14 protein-coding genes are annotated in these 16,121 nt (G+C 66.4%); 8 read left to right on the top strand and 6 right to left on the bottom strand.

Annotated elements, in window-relative coordinates:
• Positions 1-19: 19 nt before the first annotated feature.
• Positions 20-1,366, top strand: a complete 1,347-nt coding sequence (locus AC3D24_RS12510; RefSeq protein WP_489031092.1) for a cystathionine gamma-synthase family protein — start codon at positions 20-22, stop codon at positions 1,364-1,366.
• A 171-nt stretch (positions 1,367-1,537) separates the two neighbouring features.
• Positions 1,538-2,056: a phosphoribosyltransferase gene (locus tag AC3D24_RS12505; RefSeq protein ID WP_489031090.1), complete on the top strand. Its 519-nt coding sequence runs from the start codon at positions 1,538-1,540 to the stop codon at positions 2,054-2,056.
• 217 nt (positions 2,057-2,273) lie between these two features.
• Here the strand turns inward: AC3D24_RS12505 and AC3D24_RS12500 are convergent, their stop codons facing one another.
• A complete protein-coding gene (locus tag AC3D24_RS12500; protein WP_489031088.1) occupies positions 2,274-2,648 on the bottom strand; it encodes a glycine zipper 2TM domain-containing protein in 375 nt (124 codons plus the stop codon).
• A gap of 155 nt (positions 2,649-2,803) precedes the next feature.
• Between AC3D24_RS12500 and AC3D24_RS12495 the strand changes: the two genes are divergently transcribed.
• On the top strand, positions 2,804-3,826 hold the full coding sequence (locus AC3D24_RS12495) for an esterase-like activity of phytase family protein (RefSeq protein ID WP_489031086.1): 1,023 nt from the start codon (positions 2,804-2,806) through the stop codon (positions 3,824-3,826).
• A gap of 315 nt (positions 3,827-4,141) precedes the next feature.
• On the opposite strand, the gene rpmB is transcribed toward AC3D24_RS12495, so the two are convergent.
• Complete coding sequence (rpmB, locus tag AC3D24_RS12490) at positions 4,142-4,441, bottom strand: 50S ribosomal protein L28 (RefSeq protein ID WP_056053386.1); 300 nt, start codon at positions 4,439-4,441, stop codon at positions 4,142-4,144.
• A 159-nt stretch (positions 4,442-4,600) separates the two neighbouring features.
• Here rpmB and AC3D24_RS12485 point away from each other — a divergent pair, with 159 nt between their 5' ends.
• Together AC3D24_RS12485 and AC3D24_RS12480 are read left to right on the top strand one after the other, a co-directional pair.
• Positions 4,601-4,819: a hypothetical protein gene (locus AC3D24_RS12485; RefSeq protein ID WP_489031083.1), complete on the top strand. Its 219-nt coding sequence runs from the start codon at positions 4,601-4,603 to the stop codon at positions 4,817-4,819.
• A 39-nt stretch (positions 4,820-4,858) separates the two neighbouring features.
• Complete coding sequence (locus tag AC3D24_RS12480; RefSeq protein ID WP_489031081.1) at positions 4,859-5,308, top strand: nucleoside deaminase; 450 nt, start codon at positions 4,859-4,861, stop codon at positions 5,306-5,308.
• 147 nt (positions 5,309-5,455) lie between these two features.
• Here the strand turns inward: AC3D24_RS12480 and pepN are convergent, their stop codons facing one another.
• On the bottom strand, positions 5,456-8,044 hold the full coding sequence (gene pepN, locus AC3D24_RS12475) for an aminopeptidase N (RefSeq protein WP_489031079.1): 2,589 nt from the start codon (positions 8,042-8,044) through the stop codon (positions 5,456-5,458).
• Positions 8,045-8,332: 288 nt separating this feature from the next.
• Here pepN and AC3D24_RS12470 point away from each other — a divergent pair, with 288 nt between their 5' ends.
• Both AC3D24_RS12470 and AC3D24_RS12465 read left to right on the top strand, forming a co-directional pair.
• Positions 8,333-10,039 carry a M28 family metallopeptidase gene (locus AC3D24_RS12470; protein WP_489031077.1) on the top strand — a complete coding sequence of 569 codons (1,707 nt, stop codon included), beginning with the start codon at positions 8,333-8,335 and terminating at the stop codon, positions 10,037-10,039.
• 4 nt (positions 10,040-10,043) lie between these two features.
• On the top strand, positions 10,044-10,880 hold the full coding sequence (locus AC3D24_RS12465) for a Rossmann-fold NAD(P)-binding domain-containing protein (RefSeq protein WP_489031075.1): 837 nt from the start codon (positions 10,044-10,046) through the stop codon (positions 10,878-10,880).
• Here the strand turns inward: AC3D24_RS12465 and AC3D24_RS12460 are convergent.
• The 3 genes from AC3D24_RS12460 to AC3D24_RS12450 all read right to left on the bottom strand — a co-directional run bounded on the left by AC3D24_RS12460 (position 10,793) and on the right by AC3D24_RS12450 (position 15,123).
• Positions 10,793-11,716: a DMT family transporter gene (locus AC3D24_RS12460; protein WP_489031073.1), complete on the bottom strand. Its 924-nt coding sequence runs from the start codon at positions 11,714-11,716 to the stop codon at positions 10,793-10,795. The two genes, AC3D24_RS12465 and AC3D24_RS12460, sit on opposite strands and share 88 nt — an antisense overlap.
• Positions 11,713-12,714 carry a threonine aldolase family protein gene (locus AC3D24_RS12455; RefSeq protein WP_489031071.1) on the bottom strand — a complete coding sequence of 334 codons (1,002 nt, stop codon included), beginning with the start codon at positions 12,712-12,714 and terminating at the stop codon, positions 11,713-11,715. The genes AC3D24_RS12460 and AC3D24_RS12455 overlap by 4 nt, the downstream gene beginning before the upstream one ends.
• 246 nt (positions 12,715-12,960) lie before the next feature.
• Positions 12,961-15,123, bottom strand: coding sequence for a transglycosylase domain-containing protein (locus tag AC3D24_RS12450; protein ID WP_489031069.1), 2,163 nt, complete (start codon positions 15,121-15,123; stop codon positions 12,961-12,963).
• 221 nt (positions 15,124-15,344) lie between these two features.
• Between AC3D24_RS12450 and AC3D24_RS12445 the strand changes: the two genes are divergently transcribed.
• The gene (locus AC3D24_RS12445) at positions 15,345-15,956 is read left to right on the top strand and encodes an NADPH-dependent FMN reductase (protein ID WP_489031067.1); all 612 of its coding nucleotides are present in this window, start codon (positions 15,345-15,347) and stop codon (positions 15,954-15,956) included.
• Positions 15,957-16,121: the final 165 nt, after the last annotated feature.

Genomic DNA, 16,121 nt, shown 5'->3' with positions numbered 1-16,121 from the left:
GGCCACGCAGGAGCATATGATGTCCGATACCCCGAATACCGCCGGTGCCGTACCCGCGGAAACCGAAGCAGACCTGACCGGCGTCGCCGCACGAGTCGCGCCGAAGCCCGAGGTCGAGAAGATCGGTGGGCGCAAGCTGAAGCCGTCGACGCTGATGATGGGCCATGGCTACGATCCCGCGCTGTCGGAAGGCTCGCTGAAGCCGCCGATCTTCCTCACCTCGACGTTCGTGTTTCCCAACGCGGCAGCGGGCAAGCGCCACTTCGAAGGCGTCACCGGCAAGCGTCCGGGCGGTGCCGAGGGGCTCGTCTATTCGCGTTTCAACGGCCCGAACCAGGAGATTCTCGAGGACCGCCTCGGCGTCTGGGAAGAGGCGGAGGACGCGCTGGCCTTCTCGTCGGGCATGTCGGCGATCGCGACGTTGTTTCTCGCGATGGTCAAGCCGGGCGACACGATCGTCCATTCGGGACCTTTGTATGCCGCGACCGAGACGCTGATCGGCCGCGTGCTCGGCAAGTTCGGGGTGAAGTGGCTCGACTTCCCGGCGGGCGCGACGCGCGAGGAAATCGACGCGGTGATGACCGAGGCAGCGACCGGCAACGTCGCGCTGATCTATCTGGAAAGCCCGGCCAACCCGACCAACGCGCTGGTCGATGTCGAGGCGGTCGCGGCCAGCCGTGACGCGATCTTCAAGGGTGAAAAGCCGCCGATCGCGATCGACAACACGTTCCTCGGGCCGCTGTGGTTCCAGCCGCTGAAGCATGGCGCGGATATCGTCGTGTACTCGCTGACCAAGTATGTCGGCGGGCATTCGGATCTCGTCGCGGGCGGTGTGCTCGGCACGAAGGAGCATATCAACACGATCCGGACGATGCGGAACACGATCGGGACGATTACCGATCCGAACACCGCCTGGATGCTGTTGCGGTCGCTTGAGACGCTCGAACTGCGGATGAGCCGTGCGGGGGAGAATGCGGCCAAGGTATGCGGTTTCCTGCGGCATCATCCGAAGGTCGAGCGCGTCGCGTATCTCGGTTTCCTTGAGGACGAGCCTGGCATGGAGCGGCAGGCGGATATTTATCGGCGCCATTGCACCGGGGGTGGCTCGACCTTCTCGCTGTACCTCAAGGGTGGCGAGCGCGAGAGTTTCGCCTTCCTCGATGCGCTGAAGATCGCCAAGCTGGCGGTGTCGCTGGGCGGGACCGAGACGTTGGCGAGCCATCCTGCGGGGATGACGCATCTGTCGGTGCCGGATGCGCGCAAGCAGGCGCTGGGGATCACGGACAACCTCGTTCGGATCTCGATCGGGGTGGAGGATCCGGACGATCTGATCGCCGATTTCGAGCAGGCGCTGGAGACGATCTGACTCTGAAAGAGCATCGGCCACTCCTTGTTCTCCCGCGAAGGGTCTCCCTTCAAAGTAATACTTTGAAGGGGCCCTGACGGCGGGAGCCCAGACTGGGTCCCCGCCTTCGCGGGGAAACAAGAAGCTAGGTTTTGGGGTGAAGTCTTCGGCCTAAGCCGCTAGCATTCGCCGATGCCGATCTTCACCCCCATCCCGCAGCACGAATTCGTCGCCGCGATCCATATCCTCGCCGCCAAGCTGGTCGAGGACACCGCATGGAAGCCCGATTTCATCATCGGCATCGGTCGTGGCGGGCTCGTCCCGGCGGTGTTTCTCAGCCATGCGATCGGGCTGCCGACGCTGTCGGTCGATTATTCGAGCCAGGTGAAGGATTTCGCCGACGAGCCGCTGGTCAAGCTCGCCAAGCGTACGCGTGAGGGTGAGCGGCTGCTGTTTCTCGACGACATCAACGATTCGGGGCGGACCATCACGCATTTGCGCGGGGCGCTTGCCGCCGCCGGAGCCGTGGAAGGATCGGTGCGGTTTGCGATGCTGATCGACAATGTCAGCTCGGCGGAGCGGATCGAGTATAGTGCGCGGGTCATCGACCGGACCGTGACCAAGGACTGGTTCGTGTTTCCATGGGAGGCCGTCGCACCGGCTTCGGCGATCGCGGAGGATGCGGCCGAGGTGCCCGAGCGAATCGCTTAGGCTGAGGACGAACAAAGGGCCGGCTTCCGAACGGGAAACCGGCCCTCGCCCTCGATACGCTACGCGAGGGAACTGGGAAACTGGTGGGCGGCTCGAGCGGGCGCGACGTCGGCAAAGCCGTCGCCCACTCGATCCGGGGCCGGGTCAGGCTATGCCTGCCCGCCGTCCGTGCCGGCGCTGCTCGCTTTCGCTTGCAGCGGCCCGGGCGTTGCCGGGCCTAGCGCCGGCAATACCGGGGGTTATCCGACTTATCGATCGCGTTGCCGGCGAGGCCACCGCCGGCTGCGCCAAGCACTGCGCCGAGCGTCCGGTCACCACGGCCGGCGATCGTGTGACCGAGCAGGCCGCCGGCGAGCGCGCCGATGATCGTGCCGCCGCTGTTGTCGCAACCGCGACGGCTGCGGGCGTTGTAATTGTAACGGCGATCGTTGCCGCGATACTCGCGATAGCCACGATCGTAGCCGCCATTCTGATAGCCATCGTAGCCGCGCTCGTAGCGCGAGCCATAACGCTGCGCCTCGGCGGCGGCAGGAACGAGGGCAGTCGCACCCAATGCGAGGGCACTGGCGGCGAGCGTAAAAGTCTTGAACATCGTGCGTCTCCCGTTGGGGATTTCGGCGGCGGCGTCGGCCGTGCTTCCATCCTCGATGAGACGCTTATGGGTGATTCGCATTGAGCCGAGCCTGAATGCCTCCGTTATCCTCCGTTCATGCTTCCGTGCGCGGCGCGAGTCCCTATTAGGGCGCGATGCGGCGCCTGCTCACCATCCTGTTCGTCGGCGTCAGCGTCTGCGCGATCGTGCCGACCTGGTCGGGCGAAGCGCGGCTCGACCTGCTCGGCAAGCGGGCCCAGCTGACCGCGACGCGGGTGATGCTCGATCGCACGAATCCCCGGCACGTCCGCGTCGGCGGGCTCACCTATCTTGGCGGCGTGGCGCTCGCCAGCCGCGATCGCGCGTTCGGCGGGTTCTCGTCGCTCGACGTCAATCCGGCGGTCACCGGGAATCGATTCACGCTGCTCAGCGACGGCGGCAACGTCGTCCAGTTCGACATGGGGCCGGACTGGCGCCCGCACCGCATCGCCTTCACCAACTTGCCCGCCGGCCCCGGCATCGGCTGGGAGAAGCGCGACCGCGACAGCGAATCGATGGCGATCGATCCGATGACGGGCAAGATCTGGGTCGGCTTCGAGGATAGCAATTCGATCTGGCGCTATTCGCCCGGGTTCGCGCGGTACGAAGCGCGGGTGAGCCCCGAGGCTATGCGCAAATGGCCGGCGAACGGCGGCCCCGAATCGCTGGCCCACCTGCCCGACGGGCGATTCGTCGTCATCAGCGAGGAAGCACATGCGCGTCGACCGGATTGGACCGGGTCGGAGGAGGAGCGGCTGCACACGCGCCAGGCGCTGATCTTCGCGGGCGATCCGACAGGGGCGGGGTTGCCGACCCGATTCGCGTACGAACCCTATGGCCGGTACGACCCGTCGGACGTGACTGCGCTGCCGAATGGCGACTTGCTCGTGCTGGATCGCGGTTTCCGGCTGCCGTTCACGTTCTCGGCGCGGATATCGCGGGTCGCGGCGCAGGAGGTGGCGACAGGGCGAATCGCGCGAGGGCGGTTGATCGCGACGATCGACGCGCCGCTGATCCACGATAATTTCGAGGGGATCGACACGACCATCGAGAACGGCGCGACGATCGTGTGGATCGTGTCGGACGACAACCAGATGTTTCTGCAGCGGACGTTGTTGCTGAAGTTCCGGCTTCAGTAGCGGCCGGGCGAATCGGTCGCCCGTCCTACCCCTCACCTGTTATCCCAGCGGAAGCTGGGATCTCCCCGTTCGGGCCGTTGCGCTTACCAAACGGGATGCCCCAGCTTTCGCTCGGGTGACGGTTGGGGGTGACGGATGGGGGTAGGGGTGGAGAGTAGGCTGCCGCCAGGGTTGGGTTGTCCGGTGCAAGACACGAGCTCACGCCAATCCCAGATACACGCACAAACGCCAACGGCCCGCCCTGCAATGAGCAGGGCGGGCCGCGGTGATCGTTCTTGCCCGCCGCTGTAACGCGGCGACCTTCAACCGTCGCTGTTAGGCGGCGACTGCCGAGGCTGCGATCTTCTTCACGACTTCGCGCTTCAGGCGACGAACGCGGAGCGACAGCTTGTCGTCCGAAACCTTCACCAGCCAGTTGTCGAGGCCGCCATTATGCTCGACGGTGCGCAGGCCGTGCGTCGAGACGCGCAGCTTGACGCCCTTTTCGAGCGAATCGGACAGCAGCGTGACGTTCTGCAGGTTCGGCAGGAACGTGCGCTTGGTCTTGTTGTTGGCGTGGGAGACGTTGTTCCCGACCATCCGGCCCTTGCCGGTCAGTTCGCAGATGCGCGACATGTGATTACCTATTCAAGTGTCGGGAGGAACCCCGGAAAGGCGCGCGGATAGCTGGCACGCCGGCTTTCGTCAACCGATTCACGTAAAACGTGTTGTGCAACCGGCAGCGCTCGGCGACGTTGTTACGCTATCGAACTGTTCAAGAAAAGGGGATGTCCTATGCGTACGCTCTTGTCGCTGCTCGCGATCGTCGTGCTGGTTGTAGTCGCGCTGATGTATTTCGGGATCATCAACATCGACCAGACCCGCCAGGGTGTCGTCCAGGCGCCGAAGTTCCAGGCGGACGTCGCCAAGGTCACGCTCGGCACCGAGAACAAGACCGTGGCCGTGCCGACGATCAACGTCGAGAAGCCGGCCAACAGCCAGGCGCCGAACTGAGCTTTACGGGCGGGCACGCGCGGGGCAGGGCTTGAAGCCATGTTCCCGGTCCCCGATCCCATGCGCCGCGCGCTCGACGCGGCTCGCAACGCGGCGCTGGCTGGGGAAGTCCCGGTCGGCGCCGTTGTCGTGAAGGACGGGGTGATTATCGCGGTAGGCGCCAATGCGCCGCGGACGTTGTCCGATCCGACTGCGCATGCCGAGATTCAGGCGATTCGCACTGCTGCTCTGGTTTTGGGGAGTGACCGGCTCGAGGGGTGCGACCTTTGGGTGACGCTGGAGCCCTGCGCGATGTGTGCCGGGGCGATCGCGCATTCACGGATTGCGCGGCTCTATTATGGAGCGGCGGATGCGAAGGGCGGGGCGGTCGAACATGGGCCGCGGTTCTTTGGTCAGCCGACGTGTCATCATCGGCCTGAGATTTACGCAGGGATTGCGGAGACCGAGGCGGCGGGCATCCTGCGAGAGTTTTTCGCGAGCCGGCGGTAAGTCGATGTGGTCCACGATCCTCCCCCGCTAGGGGGAGGTGGCGCCGAAGGCGACGGAGGGGGAGGACGCCGCAACAGCGGTAATCGCTGTCCTCCCCCTCCGTCTGGCAAGGGCCAGCCACCTCCCCCTGGCGGGGGAGGATCAGGTTCAGCCTTCCAAACTCTTCGACGCCTGTTCGAACAGGTCCTTCGACAGCCCCGGCGTCCGGACGATCCGCTCCAGTTCCGCGCGCATCAGTTCGGCGCGCGCCGCATCGAATCGGCGCCAGCGGCCGAGCGGCGGCAGGAGCTTCGCGGCGGTCTGCGGGTTCAGGCGGTCGAGCGCGATCAGCTGGTCCGCCAGGAATCGATACCCGCTCCCGTCGGCATTATTGAAAGCCCGCTGGTTCGCGCCGAACGCACCGATCAGCGATCGCGCGCGGTTGGGGTTGGTCAGGGTGAAGTCGGCATGCTCGGCCAGCCCCGCGACAATCGCACCGGTATCGTCGCGCGACGACTGCGCTTGAGCCTGGAACCACTTGTCGAGCACCAGCGGATTGTCGCAATATTGGCTGTAAAAGATGTCGAGCGCGGTGGTGCGGATCTCGGACTCGCTGCTCACCAGCGTCGTCAGCGCGCCCATCCGGTCGGTCATGTTGTCCGCCGAATCGAACTGCGCGAACGCGAGGTCCGCCGCATCCGCCGCACCGCTCGCTGCGATATAGCTGAGCGCGACGGTCCGCAGGCGACGCAGGCCCTTGCCCTCGGGCGTGTAGGCGTAGGGCTGGCCCTCACCCCGCGCGTAAGCCTGCCGCCATTGCGCCTCCAGCCGCGTGCCGAGATCGCGGCGCAGTGCCTCGCGCGCACGGAAGATCGCGTCGGGATCGACGATGGCCATCTGGTCGCCGATGAAGCTCTCCGACGGCAGCAGCACGGCCTCGGCGACGAAGGCGAGATCAAGATCGGTATTGGCGAGGGTGTTGGCGACCGCCGCAATCACGGCCTCGTGATCGGCATGCCCGCTCGCCGAGGCGACCAGCGTGTCGAGCATCAATTGCTGCATCGCCTCGTAGCGCGCGAACGGATCGTCGTCGTGCGCGCTCAGGAAGGCTAAGTCTGCGGCGGTGCGGTCGCTCTCAACCACGACCGGAGCCGAGAAGCCGCGGTTGATCGACAGCACGGCGCGCTCGGCGAGACCCTCGAACACGACCGTGTCGAGCGTGTCGTTGAACAGGACGAGGCGTTCGTCAGTCAACGCCGCGCCCGACTCCGCGCCGAACAGCTTGATGCGCAACGGCAGGACCATCGGCGACTTCACCGGCTGGCCAGGCGTCGCGGGTACCTGCTGGGCCAGACGCAGCGTCGCGCGATCGCCGTCCTGCGAAAGGCTCGCGGAAACACGCGGCGTGCCCGCCTGCGAATACCAGAGGCGGAACTGGGTGAGGTCGACCTTGCCGCCTTTTTCCATCGAGGTGACGAAATCCTCGCAGGTCGCCGCCGTGCCGTCATAGCGATCGAAATACAGGTCGGTGCCCGCGCGGAAACCCTCCGGTCCGAGGATCGCAGCCATCATCCGGATCAGCTCGGCGCCCTTGTTGTAGATCGTGGCTGTGTAGAAGTTCGAGATCTCCTGGTACGATTCAGGGCGTACCGGATGCGCGAGCGGGCCCGAATCCTCGGGGAATTGCGAGGCGCGCAGGCCGCGGACGTCCTCGATCCGCTTGACCGCGCGCGAGCCCTGATCGGCGGAGAAGCCTTGGTCGCGGTAGACCGTGAAGCCTTCCTTCAACGACAGCTGGAACCAGTCGCGGCAGGTGATCCGGTTGCCCGACCAGTTGTGGAAATATTCGTGCGCGACGACCGCGGCGATCGCGTCGTAATCGTAATCGGTCGCGGTATCCGGGTCGGCCAGGATATAGCGCGAGTTGAAGATGTTGAGGCCCTTGTTCTCCATCGCGCCGAAGTTGAAATCATCGACCGCGACGATGTTGAACACGTCGAGGTCGTATTCGCGGCCATAGGTCGTCTCATCCCACGCCATTGCGAGCTCGAGCGCCTTCAACGCGTGGTCGGTCTTGGGCAGGTCGGCCTCGCGCACCCAGATGCCGAGCGACACCTCGCGGCCCGACATGGTCGTGAAGCTGCTGCGGTTCACCGCGAGGTCGCCGGCGACCAGCGCGAACAGGTACGACGGCTTGGGGAACGGATCGTGCCAGGTCGCCCAGTGGCGGCCGTCGTCGAGATCGCCCTGCGCGACCGGATCGCCGTTTGCGAGCAATACCGGGAAGTGCTTCCTGTCCGCGGTCATCCGGACCGAATAGATGCTGAGCACGTCGGGGCGGTCGGGGAAATAGGTGATGCGGCGGAAGCCTTCCGCCTCGCACTGGGTGCAGAGATTGCCGCCCGAGGCGTAGAGCCCCATCAATTGCGTGTTGCGATCGGGGGCGATCTCGACCTGCGTTTCGATGACATGCGCGGCGCCGGTAAGGGGGATGACGAGCTGTTCGCCCTCGATCCGCCAGTCGTTGATCGCCACGCCATCGACCGTGACCGAGAGCGGCTTCTGGCCCGCGCCGTCGAGCCGCAGCGGCGCGTCGTGATCGCCGTTGCGCGTCACCGACAATGTTGCCGTTACGCGGGCGGTGGAGGGATCGAGGTCGAACTCCAGTTTCGTCTCGGGGACCAGCCACTCGGGCGGGGTATAGTCCTCGCGGCGAATGACGAGCGGGTTGGCGAGACTGTTCTGGATATCGAGCATATGTTTGCGAATATAGGGCTGTGGCTTGCTATCACCAGACAAAGCTTGACCGCATCCCATCAGAGCACTTGCACCTCCCCGGCGGAGGCCGGGGTCCAGTTGGAAAGGTTGCAGTAACGGAGCGCCATCGTCGTCAGCGCCGTCCCCCAAATGGGCCCCGGCCTCCGCCGGGGTGGTTCCCCTCCGCCGGGCAGGGTCCTTCTTTCCGAAGTCCCAAGACCCAAAGCTTGCGCGGGTGACGGTGGATGCTACGCCGCTGCAACACGTTCCCTTTGCAAGGATTTCCGGATGTATCGTCCTCTCGGCGCGCTCGCGTTGCTCGCGCTTTCTACGTCCGCCCTGGCGCAGACCGCGCCGCAGACCCTTCCCGCACCTGCACCGGCGACGGCTCCGAATATCGCCGCGTTGAACGCCAAGCTTGCAGCGCCGCTGCCGGCCGATCAGGCGGCGATGAAGGCGCATGTGCTGTTCCTCGCGTCGGATGCGATGAAGGGTCGCGAAGCTGGCAGCCCCGAGTTCGACATCGCCGCGCAATATGTCGCCGCGCAATTCTATGCGGCGGGGCTTCGTCCCGGTGGCGATCAGGGCGGGTATCTCCAGAAAGTACCGCTGGTGTCGTACAAGGCGGCGAGCAAGGGCGATTTCGTCTGGACCGGTCGCGGAGCTGCGCAGCCGCTCGTGTTCGGTGAGGATTACGTCCCCGCCGCGAACGGCGCGAAGGCGGAGACCAGCGTTTCGGCGCCCGTGGTGTTCGTCGGCTACGGCATCGACGCGTCGCAATATGGCCAGGACGATTACAAGGGCGTCGACGTGCGCGGTAAGATCGTCGCCTATTTCGGCGGCTCGCCCGCGCGGTTCGGCGGCGAGGAGCGCGCGTTCTTCGGGTCGGGCGGGACCAAGGCGGCAATCGCGCAGGCCAAGGGCGCGGTCGGCGTGATCACGCTGGAGAGCCCGCGCTCGGCGAAGGTGCGGACGTTCGGCAAGCTGGCGGACTCCTATGCGACGCCGCGGATGACGTGGGCGAATCCCGACGGCACCGGCAAGGTCGATGCGCCCGGCGCTCCGTCGCTCGGCACCGTCAGCATGGTCGGCGCGGCGAAGCTATTCGCCGGTGCGAAGACGCCTTGGAGCCGGATCGTGAAGCAGGCGGATAGCGACAACGCGAAGTTCAAGTCGATGCCGCTGGTCGGTACGCTGACCGTTGCGACCAGGACGAGCTTCGTCCCCGCCGCGAGCAGCAACGTCGTCGGCGTGATCCCCGGCAGCGATCCGGTGGTCGGCAAGGAGGTCGTCGTGTTGTCGGCGCATCTCGATCACATCGGCATTACCAAGCCTATCAAGGGCGACGCGCTCAACAACGGCGCGCTCGACAATGCGATCGGCATCGCCAGCCTGATCGAGGAGGCCAAGCGTTTCACGGCCAGCGGGCAGGGGCCCAAGCGCACGATCTTGTTCCTGGCCGTCACAGGCGAGGAGAAGGGGCTGGTCGGCAGCGATTACTTTACCAATCACCCGACCGTGCCGCTGACCTCGATCGTCGCCGACGTGAACCTCGACATGCCGATCCTGACCTACAAGTTCGAGGACATGGTCGTGTTCGGCGCCGAGCGCTCGACGATCGGTCCTATCGTCCAGAAGGCGGTGGCGGCGATCGGCGTCGGCCTGTCGCCCGATCCGATGCCGGAGGAAGGCATCTTCGTCCGCTCGGATCACTTCCGCTTCGTTCAGAAGGGCATTCCGGCGGTGTTCCTGTGGCCGGGTCAGAAGGGGCCGGGCAAGGCCGCGGTCGCGTATTTCATGGCGAACAATTATCATAAGCCGTCAGACGATTTGACGCAGCCGATTATGTGGGATCAGGGCGTGCGGTTCGTCGATGCGAACTACCGGATCGCGCGCGAGATCGCCGATGGGGCGCAGCGGCCGGTGTGGAATGCGGGCGATTATTTCGGGACGCTCTACAAGGGGCCGATGGCGCCCACCGGGGCGGGGAGCTGATCGTATGAGCCGCCTGCTGGTCTTCGGTCTCGGCTACACCGCGTCTCGGCTCGCCGAGCGGCTGGCGGCGGACGGCTGGCATGTCGTCGGTACGACGCGCGACGGTCGCGGCGATACGCTCCGGTTCGACGATGTGGATGCGGTGACGGCGGAGATCGCGGCGGCGACGCATATCCTGTCGTCGGTGCCGCCCGAGCATGAGGCGGACCCCGTGCTGGGTCGCTACGGTTCGCTGTTGCTGCGGACGCGTGCGTGGCTAGGGTATCTGTCGTCGACCGGGGTTTACGGCGATGCGCAGGGCGCGTGGGTCGACGAGACGGCGCCGATTGGTGGCGGTCGCAGGAGCGCGCGGGCGGCGGCGGATGCGGACTGGCTGGCGATCGGTGCGCGGACGTTCCGGTTGCCGGGGATCTATGGCCCCGGCCGCTCCCCGCTCGACAGGGTGCGGCAGGGCAAGGCGCACAGGATCGAGCAACCCGGCCAGGTGTTCAGTCGCGCGCATGTCGACGATATCGTTTCGGGCGTGATCGCCGGGTTCGATGCGCCGGCGGGGGCGTATAACCTCGCGGACGACGTGCCCGCGTCGCAGAACGACGTCGTGGCGTTCGCGGCGATGCTGCTCGGGATGCCGGCACCGCCCTTCGTGACGCTCGAGGAACTCTCGGCGATGGGGCGCGGCTTTTATAACGAGAACCGGCGGGTGGCGAACGGCAAGGCGAAGCGGGTGCTCGGCTGGACGCCCGCTTGGCCGGATTACCGTGCGGGCCTGCGTGCGCTGAGCGCGATGACGAGGCCGATGCCGGACAATATTGCGCCGGCGACGGCCAGCGTCGACCAATGATAATGCTCGAAGATCGTCGATAGCAGCATCGCGATCACCGGTACGATCACGCCCGAATAGGCTGCCTTGGCCGGGCCGATCGCGCGGATGACGTTGAAATAGAGCGGGAAGGCGAGCGCCGAGGCGAACACGCCGAGATAGAGGATGCCTGCGACATAGCCGAAGCGCGGCTCGAACACCGGCGGCCCGGTGGTGATCCAGGCGAACGCCGCGTCGAGGCTCGCGCCGATCAGCATCGCCATCGCGAGCGTCGGTGCCATCGGATAGCGTTTCGCGAACGCGCTGCCCTGGATGACGTTGGCGACCGATGCGGCCATCACGCCGCACAGCGTCAGGACGATGCCGATCGTCGCCGAGCGCGGGCCATGCGGGTCGACCCGCGCTTCGTTCACGAACAGCAAAGCGACCCCGGCCATCGCGACCGCGCACCCGACCATGAGCTGCCGTCCCAGGCGTTGCTTGAGGAAGATGCGGCCGAAGATCGCGTTGGGGACGAGCAGGAGGGCGAACACTACGGCTACGAGGCCGGAGGTGACGTAGTGCTCGGCGCGGTAGACGAAGTTGAAGTTTAGCGTGAACAGCGCGATGCCGATCACGGCCGCAAACGCGTAGCCGCGCGCGTCGAATCGGAAGCTCTCGCGCTTGATCCCCGCGTAGATCGCCATCGCGATTCCGGCGACGAGAAAACGGTAACTGATCGACCAGCTCGGCGGCACGACCGCGATCTGGTCGCGGATGACGAGCCATGTCGAGCCCCAGATCAGCGTGACGATGCCGAACGGGATCAGCACAGCAGCGCGAGTCGACTGGGGAGGATCGGTCGGGCCGGAAGTCATAACTCCAGGATCGCGTCGGCGAGGAGGGCGACCGCGTCCGCCGGGCTGTCCCAGGCGGTGACGAGCCGGATTTCGCCCGCCGCCCAGTCGTAGAAGTCGAAGCCCTTCGCGCGGAGGGCGGCGGCTTCCTCGGGGGTGGCGCGAAGGAAGACTTCGTTCGCTTCGACCGGGTGGACGAGGCGGTCGCCGGCCGCGGCGGCAAGTTTGGCGGCAGCGTCGTTTGCGGCCCTGGCGTTGGCGAGCCAGAGATCGTCGTCGAGCATCGCGAGGATCTGCGCGGCGAGATACCGCCCCTTCGACAGGAGCAGGCCTGCGCGCTTGCGGCGGTATTGCGTGACGGCGGCGAGGTCGGGCTTGAAGAAGACCAGCGCCTCCGCGCTCATCGCGCCGTTCTTGACGAAGCCGAAGCTGAGCGCGTCGACGCCCGCGCGCCACGTCATGTCGGCGGGCGAGCAGCCGGCGTGGACCATGGCGTTGGCGAACCGCGCGCCATCCATGTGGAAGCCGAGCCCTCGCTCTTTGGCGAGAGCGCCGATCGCGGCGACTTCGTGGGGAAGGTAGACGCGGCCATATTCGGTGGCGTTGGTGATCGAGATCGCGTGCGGCTGGACGCGGTGGACGTCGTCGGCGATCGCGTCGATCACGGTGCGGATCGTGTCGGGCGTCATCTTCGCGCCGTCGCCCTCGGCCAGGAACAGCTTGGCGCCGTGGGTGTAGAATTCGGGCGCGCCGCCCTCGTCGTTCTGGATGTGCGCGTCGCGGTGACAGACGATGCCGCCGTGCGGGGGACAGAGCGCTGCGAGCGCGAGGCAGTTGGCGGCGGTGCCGGTGGGGACCCAGAGGACGGCGACCTGGGTTTCGAAGAGGTCCGACAGACGGCTATCGAGCTGCCGGCTCCACGCGTCGCCGGCATAGGCGGTGTCGAGCGTGTCGGCGGCGGCTATCGCGGCCATGACGTGGGGGTGGATCGTGGCGGCGTTGTCGGAGAAGAAGCGCATCGGTGAGACATGCTGCGATGCGGTGGTGAGGTCAACGGGGGCGTCTCACTGAGTTGAGCATCCCGTTCTACTCTTCCACCCCGGCGAAGGCCGGGGCCCAATTGGGGGCGGTAAGTGGCGAAGGACTGCGCGTCGTTACTGCGACCTTTCCAATTGGGCCCCGGCCTCCGCCGGGGTGGTTGGAAGTAGCCGGGGTGGTTCGAAACGGCTGCGATGTCGAGTAGCTGGGCGGCGCCGATCGCCGAACTACTGCCCCTCGTAAGCTCCAGGCTCTTCCTCCGGCGGACGGCGATCGTCGCGTGGTGGCGGGCCTTCTTCGCGGTCGCGGCGGGAGGGGCCGACGGAGATGGTGCCGTCCTCGCCCATCTTCAGGTTGAAGCCAAGGCCCTCGATCTCGCCCCCCAACGGCAACACCGAATTGTCTTGGTCGTCCGCCGGGAGCGCATCGGGATCGACCTCTTCCACCGCTGGCGCCGGTGCCGCGACCGGTGCGATGCCCAGCGCGGACTGCATGAAGTCGCGCCAGATCCGTGCGGGGATTCCGCCGCCCGACAGGCCGGGGTTCGAGGAATTGTCGTCGTTGCCGACCCATACGCCGACCACCAGATCGCGCGCGAAGCCGACGAACAGCGCGTCCTTGTTGTCCGACGTCGTGCCGGTCTTGCCGAACGCGTCGACCGTCAGGTTCGCCTGCCGCCCGGTGCCGTCGCGGATCGAGGCGGCGAGCAGGTCGAGCATCTCGTCGTGGATCTTGCTCGGCATCTCGGTCGCGCCGCCGGTCAGCGACTGGTACCAGCCCTTCTCGCGCACGTCGGCGAGGCCACGCGGCTGGACCGGATATTGCTCGCGCGCGATCGCGGCATAGGCGGCGGTCAGTTCGAGCAGCGATACGGTCGAGGTGCCGAGGCCGATCGTCGCCTCGCTCGGGATCGGCGTCGAGATGCCGAGATCGCGCGCCGCCTTGATCACCGCCTTCACGCCGACCTGTTGGGTGAGGCGTGCCGCGGCCACGTTGGACGAGCGCGCGAACGCCTGGCGGAGCGTGATCGTCCCCTGATAGCGACCGTCGGCGTTCTTCGGCGTCCAGTCGCCGATCGTCACCGGCCGGTCCTCGATCGTCGAATCGGGGGTGAGCCCTTGGCGCATCGCGGCGAGGTACACGAACAGCTTGAAGGTCGAGCCGGGCTGGCGCCGTGCCTGGGTGGCGCGGTTGAAGGGGCTCTTCGCATAGTTCTTGCCGCCGACCATCGCGACGACGCGGCCATCGGGACGCATCGCCACCAGCGCGACCTGTGCTTCACGCAGGCCCGCGCGCGCAACAGTGCGTTCCGCCGCACGCTGTAGCCGCGGATCGAGCGTCGTCTGGACGGTCGCCTCGGTCTTGATCTCGCCCGCCTGGTCGCGCGCCTCGGGGAGGATCCAGTCGGCGAAATAGGTGCCGTTGGGGAGCTGCGACGGGCGGCTGCCGAGCACGCGCTGCGGCTGGACCGCGTCGCCCTCCGCCTTGGTGAGGAAGCCCGCGTCCACCATCGCGCCGACCACGACGGCCTCCCGCTTGCGCGCGCCTTCGAGGTTCGACGTGGGGGCGAGACGCGATGGCGCCTTGACCAAGCCGGCGAGCATCGCCGCCTGGCCCACGTTCAACTTGTCGGGGGTGCGACCGAAATAATGCTTGGCCGCCGCGCTGATCCCGTAGGTGTTGTCGCCGAAATAGACGTTCGAGAGATAGCGCGAGAGAATCTCGTCCTTCGACAGCCAGGCCTCGAGCCAGAACGCGATCATCGCCTCGCGGATTTTGCGCGTCGCAGTGCGGTCCGAATCGAGGAACGCGTTCTTGGCGAGCTGCTGCGTGATCGTCGAGCCACCCTGGCGGACTCCGCCCGAACCCAGGTTCGCCCACGCCGCGCGGGCGATGCCGCGCGGATCGACGCCCCAGTGCGAATAGAAACGCCGGTCCTCGATTGCGAGAAACGCCTGGGTGACGTGCGGCGGCAGCTTGGCCGCATCGACCGACTTGCCGATGATCGCACCACGTCGCGCGATCGGCGTGCCGTCGTCCGCGGTCAGCGTGATCGAGGGTGGAGTCGGCGGCTGCAGCGACTTCGACAGTGGCGCAGTGATCGCCAGCCAGATGACCGCCACGACCAGCAGAACGATGCCGATCCCGGTACCGCGCAGCACCCAGCGGCCGATCGGCCGGGAGCGGCGTGGTGTGCGCGGTGCGACATAAGCGTCGGTAAGATCGCGCTCATACGGTTCGGGATCGTCGCCGTCGCGATCACGCTCGTATTTCTGGCGCAGGCGTTCGCGTTCGGTGATTAGCCGCTCGCGTTCATAGGCATAGGGCTCGCGGTCGCTACCCGCGCTCGAGCCACTGGAACGGTTGGTGTCGAAGGGATCGGGGCGCATCGGATCGTTCCAGCGGGTCGGCCAAGCGGCGGACATCGGGTGTATTATCGTTCTATAACAGCTCGGGCAAGCCTGTGCGCCTGCATCCGGCCTTTGCGCATGCTTAACGTGTACAGGGGCTTAGCGACAGCGCCGTCGCAAGACCCGTGGCGATGATCGCATGACGAGAACGGACCGAAGCCCTGTTGTCATCGTGCGGCGAAACGGGGAAGAGCATGGCGATGACGTTCGAACAGGATGAAACCGTGGCCGCTTCCGACACTCTTCCCTTGGTAGTTGGCATAGGCGGTACGATAGGCGGCGTTTCGTCGACCGAGCGTGCGCTTCGGATCGCGCTCGATGCGGTCGAGAAACAGGGGTATCGCACGCAGATGTTCGGCGGTGCCGACATGGCGCGCCTGCCGCTCTACGATCCCAAGGCGACGACGCGCACCCCCGACGAACAGGCGTTCGTGGCGGCGGTGCGCGAGGCGTCGGCGGTGATCATCGCCAGCCCGGGCTATCACGGCAGCATCTCGGGCGTGGTGAAGAACGCGCTCGACCTGCTCGAGGAGACTGCGCGCGATCCGGAGCGGCCGTATCTGGCGGATATGCCGGTCGGGCTGATCGCGACCGCTTACGGATGGCAGGCGACCGGCAGTACGATCGCGGCGCTGCGCTCGATCGTCCATGCGTTGCGCGGCTGGCCGACGCCGTTCGCCGCGGCGATCAACACGCAGATCACGAAGTTCGACGACGAAGGTGGGGCGAACGATCCTGCGGTGATCGAGCAATTACGTCTGGTGGGGCATCAGGTCGCACGGTTCGCGCCGCTGGCCGAGCCTTCGAACTAGGCCGTCGCTCAGCTCGTATTCCTCCCCCGCCAGGGGGAGGTGGCTGGCGCTTGCCAGACGGAGGGGGAGGTAAGGGTAACCGCTGTTTCGTATCCTCCCCCTCCGTCGCCTTCGGCGCCACCTCCCCCTGGCGGGGGAGGATTACAGGGAAGGGAAAGAGGCCGA

The organism is Sphingomonas sp. SL1004 (assembly GCF_057815015.1).
The sequence above is the reverse complement of the archived record's forward strand: the minus strand, read 5'-3'. Positions and strand labels throughout refer to the sequence as shown.